General features: G+C 67.7%; 10 protein-coding genes. 7 read left to right on the top strand and 3 right to left on the bottom strand.

Annotated elements, in window-relative coordinates; translation table 11 throughout:
* The first annotated feature begins 469 nt into the window (after positions 1 to 469).
* Positions 470 to 5,179, top strand: coding sequence for a BREX system serine/threonine kinase PglW (gene pglW, locus FBY22_RS32890; RefSeq protein WP_142151619.1), 4,710 nt, complete (start codon positions 470 to 472; stop codon positions 5,177 to 5,179).
* Entirely contained in the window at positions 5,176 to 8,796 is a 3,621-nt protein-coding gene (gene pglX, locus FBY22_RS32885) for a BREX-2 system adenine-specific DNA-methyltransferase PglX (protein WP_142151618.1), read from the top strand. The genes pglW and pglX overlap by 4 nt, the downstream gene beginning before the upstream one ends.
* On the opposite strand, the gene FBY22_RS32880 is transcribed toward pglX, so the two are convergent.
* Positions 8,783 to 9,271, bottom strand: coding sequence for an ATP-binding protein (locus FBY22_RS32880; protein WP_174267317.1), 489 nt, complete (start codon positions 9,269 to 9,271; stop codon positions 8,783 to 8,785). The two genes, pglX and FBY22_RS32880, sit on opposite strands and share 14 nt — an antisense overlap.
* Positions 9,272 to 9,513: 242 nt before the next feature.
* Here FBY22_RS32880 and FBY22_RS32875 point away from each other — a divergent pair, with 242 nt between their 5' ends.
* From FBY22_RS32875 to FBY22_RS32865, 3 genes are all read left to right on the top strand, one after another.
* Entirely contained in the window at positions 9,514 to 10,344 is an 831-nt protein-coding gene (locus tag FBY22_RS32875) for a helix-turn-helix transcriptional regulator (RefSeq protein WP_142151616.1), read from the top strand.
* Positions 10,341 to 10,544 (top strand): DUF397 domain-containing protein, encoded by a 204-nt coding sequence (locus FBY22_RS32870; protein WP_142151615.1) that lies wholly within the window; start codon positions 10,341 to 10,343, stop codon positions 10,542 to 10,544. Before FBY22_RS32875 ends, FBY22_RS32870 begins: the two co-directional genes overlap by 4 nt.
* A 307-nt stretch (positions 10,545 to 10,851) precedes the next feature.
* Complete coding sequence (locus tag FBY22_RS32865) at positions 10,852 to 11,727, top strand: hypothetical protein (RefSeq protein WP_142151614.1); 876 nt, start codon at positions 10,852 to 10,854, stop codon at positions 11,725 to 11,727.
* Positions 11,728 to 11,844: 117 nt separating this feature from the next.
* Here the strand turns inward: FBY22_RS32865 and FBY22_RS32860 are convergent, their stop codons facing one another.
* Positions 11,845 to 12,483: a DUF6879 family protein gene (locus FBY22_RS32860; protein WP_142151613.1), complete on the bottom strand. Its 639-nt coding sequence runs from the start codon at positions 12,481 to 12,483 to the stop codon at positions 11,845 to 11,847.
* Positions 12,476 to 12,745 carry a hypothetical protein gene (locus FBY22_RS32855; RefSeq protein ID WP_142152595.1) on the bottom strand — a complete coding sequence of 90 codons (270 nt, stop codon included), beginning with the start codon at positions 12,743 to 12,745 and terminating at the stop codon, positions 12,476 to 12,478. The genes FBY22_RS32860 and FBY22_RS32855 overlap by 8 nt, the downstream gene beginning before the upstream one ends.
* 228 nt (positions 12,746 to 12,973) lie before the next feature.
* On the opposite strand from FBY22_RS32855, the gene FBY22_RS32850 reads away from it, so the two are divergent.
* Positions 12,974 to 13,384 carry a hypothetical protein gene (locus FBY22_RS32850; protein WP_142151612.1) on the top strand — a complete coding sequence of 137 codons (411 nt, stop codon included), beginning with the start codon at positions 12,974 to 12,976 and terminating at the stop codon, positions 13,382 to 13,384.
* Positions 13,381 to 15,516, top strand: a complete 2,136-nt coding sequence (locus FBY22_RS32845; protein ID WP_142151611.1) for a tetratricopeptide repeat protein — start codon at positions 13,381 to 13,383, stop codon at positions 15,514 to 15,516. The genes FBY22_RS32850 and FBY22_RS32845 overlap by 4 nt, the downstream gene beginning before the upstream one ends.
* Positions 15,517 to 15,601: the final 85 nt, after the last annotated feature.

The raw sequence follows: 15,601 nt of genomic DNA, 5'->3' as shown, positions 1-15,601 counted from the left end.
CGCCCTACCGGGCATCCGCAGTCACACCGCGTGAGACACGCGATGGAGACCACTCGTCGCTCATCGCCGAGGACCGGCACCTGAAACACCGCCGTCGTACCCTCCGGGAAGGTGCGCAGCGGGTAACAACGTTAGTACATGGGCCAGTTGACGCGGTTCGATTTTGGACGCCGTGGCGTCTCGGTCCGGTCGCCAGACGCGATGGCGCCGGACTGGACGGCGTCGATCGCGATGCCGACATCGAGTGTGTGGAGTTTGCGCATTCTCGCCTGAGAGGGTGAGCGAGACTCCAGGATATTGATGGTCCGCACACCACAAGTCACCGGAGTCGGGTGATAAGGGGGGAATGTCCCGTACTCCCGTCCTTCACCGTCTCTTTTCATGGCATGGCCAGCCACTAGGATTTGCGCCAGGGGTCTGACCACGGGGAACGGTCGCCCTTGTGGGACACGAGGAGTGGGGAACAGGCATGCGGGAAGGCCGGTGGGTCACGGTCACCGAGTCCGAGTTCGATCATGAACGCCGCGGCCTGGAGGCGATCCGGGAGAAGCTGCCGGACTCCGACCCCTGGCGTGCCTGGTCGAACTTCACCTTCACCGCGAACACCGGCCACGTCCGCGAGGTGGACCTGCTGGTCGTCGCCCCCGGCGGCGTCTGCATGGTCGAGCTGAAGGACTGGCACGGCTCGGTGACCTCGGAGAACGGCACCTGGGTCCAGACCACGCCCGGCGGTCGTCGCCGTACGCACGGCAACCCGCTGCACCTGGTCAACCGCAAGGCCAAGGAACTGGCCGGCCTGCTCGCGCTGCCCGGGAGCAAGCGGGTCTGGGTCGCCGAGGCCGTCTGCTTCACGGACAGCAGCCTTCGCGTACGGCTGCCCGCTCACGACCAGAACGGCGTCTACACCGTCCACCAGCTGGTCGAGATGCTGGGGCAGCCCCCGCGCGACGAGCGGCGCCGCATCACGGCGATCGGCTCACGCGAGATCGAGGCGGCCCTCAAGAACATCGGCATCCGCAAGAGCGACGCGCAGTACAAGGTCGGCCCGTACGAGCTGGAGCGGAAGTCCTTCGACTCCGGGCCCACCTGGGCGGACTACCTCGCCCGCCACAGCGACCTCCCCGAGGCCGCCCGCGTCCGCATCTACCTCAGCGAGCGCGGCTCCGACGCCTCCCTGCGCCAGTCCGTGGAGAACGCCGCCCGGCGCGAGGCCGCGGTGCTGGGCCGCTTCAAGCACCCGGGCGCGGTCGAACTCAAGCAGTACTTCCCCTCCGGGCACGCCGCCGGCCCGGCGCTGATCTTCGACTACCACCCGGCCACCCTGAAGCTCGACGAGTACCTGGTCCAGTACGGCGAGAAGCTGGACATCCTCGGCCGGATGGCGCTGGTCCGCCAGCTCGCCGAGACCATGCGCTCCGCGCACTCCAGCCGCATCCACCACCGGGCGCTCGCCGCCCGCTCCGTGCTCGTCGTCCCCCGGCCGCGCGGCGGTAAGGGCCGGGCCGTGGGGGAGGAGACCGCCTGGCTCACCCCGCAGCTGCAGATCTCCGACTGGCAGATCGCCACCCAGCGCAGCGGCGACTCCTCCCAGGGCCAGGGCATGACCCGCTTCGCGCCGACCGCCCTGTCCGCGATGCACCTGGCCGACGACGCCGACGCCTACCTCGCCCCCGAGCTCACCGCGCTCAACCCCGACCCGGTCTACCTCGACGTGTACGGGCTCGGCGTCCTCACGTACCTGCTGGTCACCGGCAAGGCCCCGGCCGCCAGCCAGGCCGAGCTGCTGGCCCGCCTGGAGGCGGGCGAGGGCCTGCGCCCCAGCTCCCTGGTGGACGGCCTGTCGGAGGACGTCGACGACCTGGTGCAGGCCGCCACCGCCTACCGTCCGGGTCAACGCCTCTCCAGCGTGGACGAGTTCCTGGAGCTGCTCGAGGTCGTCGAGGACTCCCTGACCGCCCCGGCCACGACAGCCACCGGTGCGGAGGGGCCGAGCGACGAGGACACGACGCCCGTCGACAAGGACCCGCTGGAGGCCGTCGCCGGTGACGTGTTCGCCAGCCGGTGGGAGATCCGACGCCGCCTCGGCACCGGCTCCACCAGCCGCGCCTTCCTCGTCCGCGACCTTGAGGCCGAGGCCCGCAGGACCCGCCCGCTGGCCGTGCTGAAGGTCGCCCTCTCCGACAACCGCGGCGAGATCCTGGCCCGCGAGGCCGACGCCATGGGCCGCCTGCGCCCCCACTCAGGCATCATCCGCCTCGTCGAACCGGAGCCGCTGCACATCGCCGGCCGTACGGTCCTGGCGCTGGAGTACGTCGGTGACGAGCGCGACGACAACGGGCAGGGCACCGAGGCCGGGTCCCGCCCGCGCCGCCGTGAGGAGACCGTCGCCCGCCAGCTCCGCGAGAACGGCCGCCTCCAGGTCGACCAGTTGGAGGCGTACGGCGACTACCTCTTCGGCGCCGTCGACTTCCTGGAGGGCGAGGGCGTCTGGCACCGCGACATCAAGCCGGACAACATCGCCATCCGCATCCGCCCCAACCGCACCCGCGAACTCGTCCTCATCGACTTCTCCCTCGCCGGCTACCCGGCCAAGAACACCGACGCGGGCACCGACGGCTACCTCGACCCCTTCGTCGACGTCATCACCCGCGGCTCGTACGACTCGCACGCCGAGCGGTACGCCGTCGCCGTCACCCTGCACCAGATGGCCTCCGGCGAGCTGCCCAAGTGGGGCGACGGCAGCCTCCCGCCCCGCATGACCGACGCGAAGGAATGGCCGTACCCGACCATCGCGGCCGAGGCCTTCGACCCGGCCGTACGGGACGGTCTCGTCGCCTTCTTCCAGAAGGCCCTGCACCGCGACGCGGCCAAGCGGTACCCCGAGCTGAAGCCGATGCGGGACGCCTGGCGCAAGGTCTTCCTCGACGCCTCCCAGACCGTCCCGTCCGGCCACCGCACCCGCTCCCCGGCCCCCGCGCCTACGACCACGGGGGAAGGGCTGCCCGCCGAGGGCACCGCCGCGGTGATCGCGGACGCCGAGCCCGAGAGCGCCGAGCAGCAGCGCGACCGCCTCGCCGCCGCGGTCACCCGCGACACCTCACTGACCGTTTCCGGCCTCACGCTCGCCGCGCAGTCCTTCCTGTACGGCCTGGGCATCACGACGGTCGGCGAACTGCTCGACTACAGCCGCCGCAAGCTCGTCAACGCCCCCGGCCTGGGCGCCAAGACCCGCAACGAGGTCCAGCAACGGCAGCGCGAGTGGGGCGAACGGCTGCGCGAGATCCCCGTCTCGCCTCTCACACCGAAGGGCCGCGCGGAGGCCAAGGAGGAGCTGGACCAGCTCACGGCCGCCGAGTCGGCCTTGGTGGGCCACCTCGCAACGGGCGAGTCGGCGGGCGCGCTGCCCGCCCGCACACTGCGCTCCGTCAGCCTCGACACCCTCGCCACCATCTTCGTACCCGCCGTCAACAACAACGGCTCCAACCGCAACAAGGCGGAGATGGTACGGCTGTTGCTGCGCCTGCCCGACGAGCACGGCGTGCTGCCGGACATCGGCGTCTGGCCGAAGCAGAAGGACGTCGCCGACGCGCTCGCCCTGAGCCACGGCCGCATCCCGCAGATGCTCAAGGAGGAGCGCAAGCGTTGGAAGGCGGAACCCGCGGTCCAGGCACTGCGCGAGGAGATCATCGACCTGCTCGTGAGCATGGGGCGGGTCGCCTCGGCGGTGGAGATCGCGGACGCCTTGGCGGTCCGGCGCGGCACGCATCTCGCGGGGCGTGAGCAGCGGCGGGCGATGGCGCTGGCGGCCGTGCGGGCCGTGGTCGAGGTGGAGCAACTGGTGCCGCAGGAGGCCGAGTTCCAGCACCAGCCCAACCGCAAGGCGACGGACGAGTCCCTGGGCGCCGGCCTGCTCGCGCTCGACGTACGGGAGAACGACGGTCCGGATACCCCGACTGCGCCGGGCCTGCTGGAGTACGCGACCCGTCTCGGCCGTACGGCCGACCGGCTGGCCAAGCTGGACACCCTGCCGACGGCCGCGACTGTGCTGGCCGAGCTGGGCGCGCTGACGGTGCCGCCAGGCGCGGTGAACTGGGACGAGCGGCGCATGGTGGAGCTGGCGGCGGCGGCATCCGTGAACGCCGCCGCCACTCCGCGCCTGGAGATCTACCCGCGCGACCTGTCGCTCGTCCGGGCGCTGCGGCTCACCCAGGCCGGGCTCGTCCGCTGGATCCCGGGCATGCCGGAGGGACAGCAGCCAGGCCTGACCGGCGAGGCCGTGCACGAGCGGGTCCGGGCTCGCTTCCCGGAGATGGTCGTTCCTGACGGGCGTGGCGGCACGCACCACGAACTGCCGACGGGTGGCCCGCTGACCAAGGCGTTGCGCGACGCCGGCTTCGAACTGTCGCTCAGCATGCACGAACGCGAGGGCGTGCTGCGCTACTTGCCGACGCGGGTCGACGACGCGTCCAGCTACCTCACGACGGGTGCGTGGCGGCAGTCCACGCGTACGGGTGCGGTGACGCGGTACGCCGACGACCCGCAGCTCGCGGGCGCGGTGCGCGCGGAGGAACGGCTACTCGCGTCGGCTCGCCGGGACGGGTACCGGGTGCTGACCGTACGGCAGCAGTTGGTGCGGGACGCGGTGCGGGAGCTGGGCGCCGAGCGGCTGGGCACGGAAGCGGTGTCGGTGACGGAGCTGTTCCTGGAGGCCCTGCACGCGCAGGTCACGCCGGGCACCAAGCCCACCTGGGAGACCCTGCTCAAGGCGGACGCCGCCGAGCCGGGCTCGAAGGGCGCGGTGCGGTTCGCGGAGTTCACGCGGACGGCGTGGGGCGCGGTGGAGCCCCGGATCGCGGAGCTGCTGGGCAACGGTGGCGGTGGCGGGTCCGGTCCTGTCGGTCCTGTGCTGCTGACGGAGGCCGGGGTGTTCGCGCGCTACGACGCGATGGGCGTCCTGGACCGGCTTGCGTCGGCGGCCCGGCGGGGCGGGCGGGGGCTGTGGCTCCTGGTCCCGCAGAGCGACCCCTCGCGCGAGCCCCGGCTGGGGCAGGTGGCGGTGCCGTACCAGGCCGGCCTGGGGGAGTGGATTCAGCTTCCGGACACGTGGGTGGGTAACGCCCATCGGGGGTCCGGCGAGGTTGTGGCTAGTGCCAGTGGTGTCGAGGGAGACGTCAAGTGATCGACGGCAAGGCTCTGTTGGACGACCTGAAGCAGCAGGTCAAGGCGGTCGAGGCTGACCTCGGGCGACAGGTGAAGGCGCTGGGGGATGTCGGTGCACGGCTGAGGGCCGAGTACGACCAGGCGCGCAAGCTGGGGCGTACGGCGGCGACGTGGACCTCGTGGCTGGACGAGCGGGTCACGCAGGTCGCGGTGGCGTGGGTGCTGGGGACTGTGTTCGTACGGTTCTGCGAGGACAACCGGCTGATCCCGGAGCCGTACCTGACGGGGCCGGACGGTGACCGGCGGGAGCTGGCGGAGTCCCGGTACGACGCGTATGTGGAGTCGGACGATGACCCGACGTACCGGGGGTGGCTGGAGAAGGCGTTCGAGGAACTGGGGCAGGGGCAGGCGGGGCGGCTGCTTTTCGATAAGCGGCACAACCCGCTGTACCAGGTTCCGCTGTCGCATGACGGTGCGCGGGAGCTGGTCGAGTTCTGGCGGGGGAGGGATGAGGCGGGCGTCCTCGTCCACGACTTCACCGACCCGCTGAACGAGGACGGCACGGAGGGGTGGGACACGCGGTTCCTGGGGGACCTGTACCAGGACTTGAGCGAAGCCGCGCGGGAGACGTACGCGCTACTCCAGACGCCGGAGTTTGTGGAGGAGTTCATCCTCGACCGCACTATGAACCCCGCGGTGCGGGAGTTCGGCTACGAGGGCCTGAAGATGATTGACCCCACGTGCGGGTCGGGTCACTTCGTGCTTGGCACGTTCCGGCGGCTGGTCCGGCTGTGGGGTGAGGAGCAGCCGGGGCGGGATGTGCATGAGCGAGTGCGGGAAGCGCTGGACTCAGTGCACGGGGTGGACATCAACCCGTTCGCTGTAGCTATTGCTCGGTTCCGGCTGCTGGTTGCGGCTATGGCGGCCAGTGGTGCGCGGACGCTCGGGGAGTCGGCTAAGTACGAGTGGCCGGTGAACTTGGCTGTTGGAGATTCGCTTATCAAAGCTCGACAACTTGAACTTACCTTGGGTCTTGACCAGGACGGGTCTAGCGACCCCCTCGCCAGTTTCGAATACACCACAGAGGACGTGCATGAGCATCCAGAAATTCTTCAGCAGGGACGATATCATGTGGTAGTGGGGAATCCTCCGTACATCCAAGTTTCAGATTCAAGCCTTAATGCGCTTTATCGGGAACTATACGATGCTTGTGCCGGAAATTATGCGATGTCGGTGCCATTTGCGCAGCGATTCTTCGAGCTCGCTAAAAAAGGAAATCTCGACGGCACCGGCTACGGTATGGTGGGTCAGATTACGGCAAACTCATTCATGAAGCGGGAATTTGGATCAAGGCTGATTCAGGATTATTTCCGTCACCGGGTTGAGTTGCTGGAAGTGATCGACACCTCTGGTGCCTACATTCCTGGTCATGGTACGCCAACGGTAATCCTTGTCGGCAAGCCTAACTCCAGCTCTCGTCGTACTAAAACCGTCCGGACCGTCAGGAGCGTCCAGGGTGAACCGGGTATGCCAGAGAGGGGGGAAGACGGTTACGTATGGCGTGCAATTGTGGATCAAATCGATACTCCCGGCTCGACCGGCAAGTGGGTATCTGTAGACGACCTTGATCGTGTCCGCTATTTCGGGTCTCAACCATGGATTCTCTCGGATGGCGGACTGGAGATGGTTGAACAGATCGAAGGTGCTTCGGTAGGTAGTCTCAAAGATCTGACCTCAAGTATTGGGCGGACGACCTCTACTGGTGCTGATGATGCTTTCTTCATCCCTGATTTGGCGACTGCCAAGCGGTACGGCTACGCGGCCAGTGTGCGAGCCCTTGTCGCGGGAGATGCTGTTCGCGATTACCAGATTATCGGCAGTCTACTAGTGGCGAACCCATATGTTGATTTGGCGCAAACTGAGCTCGCGTCTGAATCAAACGTAGTGGTCGAACGACTGTTGTGGCGGGATCGAACGCGTTTGGGGCGTCGAAAGATTTTTGGTAAGTCATTGTCTGAAAATGGTCGCCCTTGGTATGTGCATCTAGAGAACTACAGCAGTAAGCTGGGGAGCACTCTAGGCGTGTCGTTCGCCTTCGTGGCGAGTCATAACCACTTTGCCCTTGACCGCTCAGGTTTTCTATTCAATCGATCCGCGCCAGTGATCAAGTTGAAGCCTGAGCTCGTTGAACGCGATTATTTGCGCTTGGTTGGTTTGTTGAACAGCTCCACGGCTGCATTTTGGCTGAAGCAAGTGAACCATGATAAGGGTAACCGTGGTGGCGAGCGGGGGACGGGTCGTTTTGCTTGGGAGAGCTTCTTCGAGTTCTCGGGCAGTAAATTGGAGAAGTTTCCTCTACCCGTCGCGTATCCGGATGCGTATCCTGAGCGTATTGACCGGCACGTCCAGAGTCTCGCCTCCGTGGCCCCTAAAGAAATCGCAGACGGGCAGACTCTTACCCCTTCGACCTTGCATGATGCCCGCTTTGCTTGGGAATCAACGCGAGCCCGAATGATCGCCCTCCAAGAGGAGCTGGACTGGCAGGTCTACTCCCTCTACAACCTCCACTCCGAAGACCTTCGCGTCTCCGAGGACCCTGACGATCCCAACATCCCCGAACTCGCCCTCGGTGAGCGTGCCTTCGAGATCGTCCTTGCCCGTCGTGTCGCCGCCGGTGAGGCCAGCGACGAGTGGTTCAAGCGGCACAACTCCACTCCCATCACCCAGCTCCCCGCCCATTGGCCCGCCCCCTACCGCGAGATCGTCCAGAAGCGGATCGACGCCATCGAGTCGAACCGTGCCATCGGCATGGTTGAGCGACCCGAGTACAAGCGCCGCTGGGCTACTGAAGGCTGGGACGCACTGCAGGAGAAGGCCCTGCGCTCCTGGCTGCTCGACCGTATGGAAAGCCGCGACCACTGGTTCGACGAGAACGGTCAGCCCACCATCCTGACCCTGGCCCGCCTCGCCGACGCTCTCTCCCGCGACGAGGACTTCGTCTCCGTCGCCAAGCTTCACGCACCCCGCAAGGAACTCGCCAAGGTCGTCGCCGAGCTGATCACCGACGAGCACGTGCCGTTCCTCTCCGCCCTGCGCTACAAGCCCTCGGGTCTCAAGAAGCGCGCGGACTGGGAAGAGGTGTGGGACCTCCAGCGCAAGGAGGACGCCGCGCCCGACGAGCCCGCCAAGCGGAAGATCCGGGACTCCATCCCCGTACCGCCGAAATACACCTCGGCCGACTTCCTCCGCCCCTCCTACTGGAGGGCGCGCGGCAAGCTCGACGTGCCCAAGGAGCGGTTCATCTCGTACGGGCAGACCAACGCCGCCACCCCCGAGCTGTATGGCTGGGCTGGCTGGAACCACCGCGAGCAGGCGCAGGCCCTCGCCACGTACTTCACCAACACCGCGCTGTCCACCGAGGAGATCACGCCGTTCCTCGCCGGCCTGCTGGAACTCCAGCCGTGGCTGTACCAGTGGCACAACGACTTCGACATGCTCTACAGCGGCTCCCCAGCGGACTTCTTCGCCGGTTACCGACAGCAGAAGCAGGGCGAGCACGGACTCACGGACGACGATCTCCGTAACTGGCAGCCCCCGGCCGCAACCCGAGGCCGTCGCGCCGCTATGAAGAAGTAGCCGGAAACGACTCGGTGTCGTGCCCGTACGCCGATGCCGAGTCTGCCGGACGAGGGGCCACCGGCTGCCGGCGCGGGTGGCCGCTGGTCGGTAGGCCCAGCTTGGCCCATACCGTTTTGCCGGGGGCGGCCGGGCGAGGGGTGACGCCCCAGTCGTCGGCGAGGGCAGCGACGAGGTGGAGGCCGCGGCCGGACTCGGATGCGGAGCCGGGGGTCGGGGGAGTGGACCGGGGCTGCTTCTCGGCGCGGCTGTCGGTCACCTCGATGCGGAAGGTGTCCTCGGCCAGGGTGAGTTGGACGTGGAAGTCCCGACCAGGGACATGGCCGTGGCGTACGGCGTTGGCGGTGAGTTCGGCCGTGATGAGGGTGAGCGTCTCGTTGACCGGGGTCGTGTAGGGGTGGCCCCAGTCGTTCAGGCGGTGCGAGACGAGTCGGCGGGCGAGGCGAGCGCCGCGTGGGGTTGAGGTGAACCGCATGGTGAACTCGCGTTCCGGTGCAGGGTGCTGTGGCATATGCCCGTTCGGGGGAGTTGGTGACTTCATGCGGTCAACGGTTGCGAACTCTGAGTAGCGTTGAACAGGAGTGATGCGCTGACGGGTGCGGGCTGTACGCGTGGGCGGTGAGCTTGTACGCGGTGTTGGGCGTGACTGGTTGCGGGGCCGCGCGTTGGGTGGGCGGTGTCCGGTGACCGTGATGATCGTACGGGAGGAGCTGCGGCGTGGACGACGAGGTTCAGCAGCCGGAGAACGAGTTCGGGACGGGCATGCTGTGCGTATTCGGCCGACAGATGAAGCTGTTCCGGGAGCGAGCGGGGATGGACCGCGCGCAGTTCGGGTCGCTGACCGGGTACTCGGCCTCGACGATCGCGTCGTTCGAGCAGGGACGACGTATTCCGCCGTCGAAGTTCATCGGCCAGGCGGATGAAGTGCTCGGGGCGGGTGGGGTGTTGAGCGCGAGCAAGGAGGAGGTGGCTCGGGCTCAGTATCCCGCGTTCTTCCGGGATGCAGCGCGGTTGGAGGCGGAGGCCGTCGAACTGCATGTGTACGCGAACCAGGCGGTGCCCGGGCTCTTGCAGACGGAGGAGTATGCGCGGGCCATCTTCATGATGATGCGACCGCCCATGGCTGACGAGCTGATCGAACAGCGTGTGTCCGCGCGCTTGGCCCGGCAGGGGATCTTGTCCAGCCGTGATGCGCCGCTCGCCAGCTTTGTCATCGATGAGGCCGTGTTGAGGCGTCCGATCGGAGGACGAGGAGTCCTGCGTGGCCAGCTCGAGCACATCCTTCTGACGGGAGAGCGGCGGAACGTCGAGATCCAAGTGATGCCGCTCGACCGTGAGGAGAACGCCGGTATGGCTGGTCCCTTCACCTTGATCGAGACGAAGGAAGGGCGGAGGATCGCGTACGCCGAGGTACAGAACGTGAGCCGCCTGCAAACGGAGCGGGAGCGAGTCCGGGCGCTGGAGGTCAAGTATGGAATCATCCGGGCGCAGGCCCTGACTCCTCGTGAATCATTGGCGTACGTAGAGAAGTTGTTGGGAGAGCCATGAAACCGCACGTAGATCAGCCATCCATAGACCAGTTGGCATGGTGCAGGAGCAGCTATAGCAGTGAGGAAGGTGGCGAATGCGTCGAGGTCGCCGCCTCCCCCGGCAGGGTCCACGTCCGCGACTCGAAGGACACAACCCGCGCCACACTCGCCGTAGAACCCACGGCGTGGACCGCGTTCGTCGAGTTCGCGGCACTCTGACAGGGATGGCGCCGATGGCAGGGCCTTCCGGTGGGCACGTGCTTGCCGAGGGCCCTGCGTATGTCCGCCCGCGCAGCACCTTCAGCAGTCCTCCCGCCCTGCTCGCCGGGTGCCGCGCCAGCGCTGGCTGCCACGGCGATCAACGTCCGCCCAGCGACGCGCGGTTCGCGACGGCGGTCGCCTTCTCGGGTGACGACCTACATCGTGATGGACCCAGCCCACACGCCACCGACACCCACATCAGGAGGCCACAACTGGGCATACCAAGTCAGGCCCTTGAGGCGCGGAGCTACTGTAAGTTCCTGCTATGAAACAGGGCAAAGGCATCGAGAACCCCGAGTCGCGCTTCTCCGCGGTACTGCTGGCGGCAGCAAAGCTTCCCGGTGTGCGTATCAACCGGGAGACGTACCTCCGAAGTGCGCTGGCTCGTCACTGCTCCGAGGACGACATCCGGAGAGCGATAGAAGAGACCCCTGCCGCGGCGGGCATCTCTGTTGAGGTTCTCGACAAGGTGGCCAATGACTCCATCCGCTTCGAAACCGGCAAGGTCAGCGCTCTCTCCGCCGCTGCCGGGATCCCCGGCGTGCTCGCCCTTCCCGCCACCGTGCCCGCCGATGTGGCCCAGTACTTCGGCCACATGGTGCGTATCGCGCAGAAACTCGCCTACCTCTACAGCTGGCCCGATCTGTTCTCCGACGACGGCGATGACGTCGATGACGCGACCATGGGGGTGCTCACGCTCTTCTTTGGCGTGATGTTCGGCACCCAGTCGGCGAACGCCGCTGTGGGGAAGGTCGCTGGGATGATGTCGAAGCAGGTCGCCAAGAAGTTGCCCCAGAAGGCACTCACCCAGGGTGTCGTCTACCCGATGGTGAAAAAGGTCGCGGCTTACCTCGGCGTCCAGATGACGAAGCAGTCCTTCGCGAAGGCCGTCTCGAAGGCCATCCCTCTTGTCGGGGCCGTCGTCTCCGGCGGGCTCACTCTTGCGACCTACCTTCCGATGGCCAAGAGGCTCAAGAAGCACCTCTCCAGCCTGCCGCTGGCGGAAGCGTCAAACCGAGTGATGGATGGAGAAGTCGTGGACGGCGAAGTCGTGGAAGACGACGAGGCTTTCGCCACGGCACACGCCGACCAGCACGGCGCAGACGACGCTGCCATCAAGCTGGAGGAACCCCAGTCTTGACAGCGCGAGCGCACTCCTCACCCCCCGAAGGGGCGGCCGATGCGGCGAGCGTTCTCGTCATCGCCGGGCGCGGTGATCTGTTGGCATGAGGGCTCGCTCGTCATCCCGCCCCGCTGATCACCGCGAACCGCGAATGCCCGTCGGAGCACCGGACACCCGGGGCGGGGCCAGGGTGACGATCTCTCGGTTGAAGAAATCGTGGAATCCCTCACCGCGCTCATAGAGCTCATCGAATCCGGCGTTCGTTTCCCGGATCAGTGAGCGGTCGGTGTAACGGTTGGCTCCGGCCGCATTTCCGTCCTGGTCGTAAACGACCTCATACATGGCTACATCGCCGAGAATTACCACCTCTGGAACTGGGCGAGTCCGCTCGATGTGCGAAATATCGCGAGCGTCGAGGACCTTGATGTCGTCGCCCACGTCCACGCGTACGCGCAGGACGAACAACTCCCATTGCACATAAGGTGTGATCGGGAATTCCACGACGCGAAGGCGGCGCTGCGTGACGCCCAGTCGCGACGCCTGGCGGAGTTCCTGGGCGTAGTCCTCGCGCCTCTCGTCGGCCAGGGACAGGGCCCTCTCCCAGTCGCCGTCGGCGAAGGCCTCCCAGCTGGGGAAGCCGCGCTCCTTGAAGTGCTGGCCGCGCTCGAGCTTGTTGAGGAAGCCGATCCCGCTGGAGTAGACCCGGCCTAAGTCCGCGTGGTAGGCGGGGCGGTCCAGGCGTTCGGAGGTGCCGCTGCGGAAGGAGTCAAACATTTGGGATGTCCGGCTTCGCTGCGATGAGCATGTTCCTGGGGATGACCACGAGGCGCTCGTCCGACCCGATCGAGACCCCGTCGGGGAGGTTCCTGCCAAGAGACTGGGTCAGGTCTCGGCCGATGACAGCGATGTCACCGTTGGTGAGTTCCCAGATGTCCGGGCAGTCAGGAGTGCCGGTTGTGTTTCCGAGCTCCTGGGGAGTTTTTCCCAGGCGCTGTTTGAAACCTGTGTCCGGATCTGCTTCCCATGGCCTGGCCATTCCCATCGCCCCCTCGATCGATCGGGATGTCTCACTGTAGCGTGCAACTTACCCGTCTGACCATGTGTTAGAACCAGTCCGAAGGGGTAATGGCGAGGATTGATTCCTCCTTGTCTCGTGTCGCTCGGGGCTGGAATGATAATGATCGGAAAGAAAATCACGCCGATGCCTGACAGGTGACACTTCCCATCTGTGCTGTCGGATAATCGGGTGAACGGAGGGGCGGCTGTGGACCCAGAAGTGACCGTGCTCGCACAGAGCGCGGGGGCCACCTTGGTCACGTTGATGGCGACCGATGCCTGGCACCGTGTGCGTGACGGGATCACACAGCTCTGGCGCCGGACGCAACCCGAGCGCGCCGAGTCCGTCGCCGCCGAGTTGGAGGCCGGCCGTGAGGACGTGCTGGCCGCCCTGGCTGCGGACGACCAGGAGACCCTGGACGAACTGCGCCTCCAGTGGCAGGGGTTGGTGCGGCGGCTGCTCGTCGCCCGGCCCGCCGCCGTCGAGGAACTGCGCGCACTGCTGGACCAACTCGATCCCGGTGGCTCGGCTGCCCGGCAGATCACCCAGCACGCCACCGCGTCCGGTCAGGCCCGGGTCTACCAAGCGGGACGTGACCAGCACATCGCAGAGCGATGACGGGCGGGACGGACGGCCACGCCGAGGACCACGGACGTGTCTACCAGTCGCGGGGCGACCAGCACATCAGCGAACACCACCACTACGGCGGTGACGGGCCGGAGCACGGCGGACCGGACTCGGTGCGACGCCCGGCGGTCGGCCGGCCCCCCGTCGCGCTGCGCGACCGCAGCGAGGTGATGGAACGCCTGCGGGCGAGCGTCGAGGAGGGGCGCGGCGGCCAGGTCTACGTGCTGTACGGCATGGGCGGCTCGGGCAAGACGGCGGTCGCCTGCGCCCTGTTCCAGGAGGTCACCGGAGAACAGGGCCGGGTGGGCCTGTGGGTCAACGCCTCCGACCATGCGAGCCTGCGCGCCGGCATGCTCGCCGTCGCCGCCGACCGAGGGGCGGGCGACGGCGAACTGCTCGCCGCACGCAACGGCCTCAGACCTGCCGCCGATCTCGTCTGGACGTATCTCGACCGTTCCGCCGAACCCTGGTTACTGGTCCTGGACAACACCGACGAGCCCGAGATCCTGCGGGACGGCAACTGGCTGCGCACCAGCCCGCGCGGCACCGTCCTGGTGACCACACGGCGCGCGGCGGCCCGGTGGTGGCCGGGCGCCGAGCTGCAGTACATCGGCGTACTGCCCCGAGAGGACGCCGCGCTCGTACTGCGCGATCTCGCCCCGCACAGCGGTACGACGGAGCAGGCGGCGCGGGTCGCGGACCGGCTCGGGCGGCTGCCCCTCGCCCTCACCCTGGCGGGCGGCTTCCTCTCCCACCAGGTCATCGACCCCTGGACGATGGACGCCTACGGGGACCAGCTCGACGGAGACGAACGGGTCCGGCTGATCGACCGGGGAGCCGACGCGCTGTCCGAAGCGGACCCCCGGCATCTGGTCGGCCTGACCTGGCAGCTGACCCTCGACGCTTTCGAGGCGCGCGGACTTCCGGAAGCGGTGGCCCTGCTCAGACTGCTGGCCCGGTTCGCCGCCGAGCCGCTGCCGCTGCCTCTGCTCAACCACGCCGGCATCGGCGCCGTACTGCCTCGTGCCCGAACCGAGACAGCCCTCAGAGCCCTCCTCGACCAGTCCCTGTCCGAACTGGTCGACGCCGCCGGCACGCGCTGCGTACAGAGTCACGGGATCCTGCTCGACAGCGTCTCGGCAGCCACCCCGGCGCACCTGGTGCCCGCCCTCGACACGACAGCCGTCCGGCTGCTCGACGCGGCCGTGCCCGGCGTACCCGACGCGGGTCCGCACGATCCGCGACTGCGCCTGCTGGTACCGCACGCGCTGGCCCTGCTGACGCACATCGGCGGACCGTCCGCCGCCGACGCCCTGGCCGTCACGACGCGGCTGTCGGTCGCCCTGCACCGGACCGGTGACTACCTCTCCGCCTGGGAGACCGCCCGAAGCGCGGCGGACCTCGCAGAGCGACTCCTCGGCGCGGAGCACCGTACCGTCCTCGCCGCCCGCTCCAGGGCAGGGCGGGCGCTGTTCCGGCTGGGCAGGTACGCCGAAGCCGAAGCGGCGCTCCGCGCGGTCCGGGACACCCAGGAGCGCCTGTTCGGCGCCGACGACCCCGACACCACGGACAGCGGCTACGGCCTCCAGCTCGTGCTGGCGAACCTCGGCAGACGCGAGGAATCCGTCGCCCTGCTGCGCGAATGCGTCGCCGGGCGGCGATCGGCGCTGGGCCCCGCGCATCCGCTGACCCTGCGGGCCCGCGCCAGCCTGCTGGAGATGCTGCCGGCCGCCGAAGTGGTCACCGAGGAAGGCGGCACACTGCTCGCGCTGCCGTCGGAATGCGATCGGTCCCTCGGCCCCGACCACACCGTGACACTGGGCGCCCGACACAACCACGCGTGGGCGCTTTACCTCCTGGGCCGCTTCGACGAGGCCGACCGGGAGATCCGGCGGGTCGCCGAGACGTATGTGCGGCGCTTCGGGCCCGAGTACCCGATCGTGCTCGCCGCCCGGCAACTCCTCTCCCGGACCCGGGCCGCGCTCGGACAGGTGGACGAGGGGATCGCGCTGATGAGCGACGTCGTCGAACGGCGGGAACGCGGCCTGGGCCCCGAACATCCCTTCACGGTCGCGAGCCGGCAACTGCTGGATGCCTACCGGTCGGGGCGATGGCGGCCGTAGTGCTTACGGCGGGACGGGGGCGGTCGCACGGACGGTGCGTGAGGGTATACGGCACGGGGGCGATGGGGGTACGGATGTAGGGTGC

Origin of the sequence: Streptomyces sp. SLBN-31, assembly GCF_006715395.1 — a bacterium.
Lineage (GTDB): Bacteria > Actinomycetota > Actinomycetes > Streptomycetales > Streptomycetaceae > Streptomyces.
Note: the sequence above shows the minus strand (reverse complement) of the source record. Positions and strands in the feature narration are given on the sequence as shown.

What these genes read in the sequence shown, in the direction of transcription:
- pglW (WP_142151619.1), top strand. Translation starts at nt 470, where the DNA reads ATGCGGGAAGGCCGGTGGGTCACGGTCACCGAGTCCGAGTTCGATCAT.
- FBY22_RS32880 (WP_174267317.1), bottom strand. Translation starts at nt 9,271, where the DNA reads ATGCGGTTCACCTCAACCCCACGCGGCGCTCGCCTCGCCCGCCGACTC.
- FBY22_RS32870 (WP_142151615.1), top strand. Translation starts at nt 10,341, where the DNA reads ATGAAACCGCACGTAGATCAGCCATCCATAGACCAGTTGGCATGGTGC.
- FBY22_RS32865 (WP_142151614.1), top strand. Translation starts at nt 10,852, where the DNA reads ATGAAACAGGGCAAAGGCATCGAGAACCCCGAGTCGCGCTTCTCCGCG.
- FBY22_RS32860 (WP_142151613.1), bottom strand. Translation starts at nt 12,483, where the DNA reads ATGTTTGACTCCTTCCGCAGCGGCACCTCCGAACGCCTGGACCGCCCC.
- FBY22_RS32855 (WP_142152595.1), bottom strand. Translation starts at nt 12,745, where the DNA reads ATGGCCAGGCCATGGGAAGCAGATCCGGACACAGGTTTCAAACAGCGC.
- FBY22_RS32845 (WP_142151611.1), top strand. Translation starts at nt 13,381, where the DNA reads ATGACGGGCGGGACGGACGGCCACGCCGAGGACCACGGACGTGTCTAC.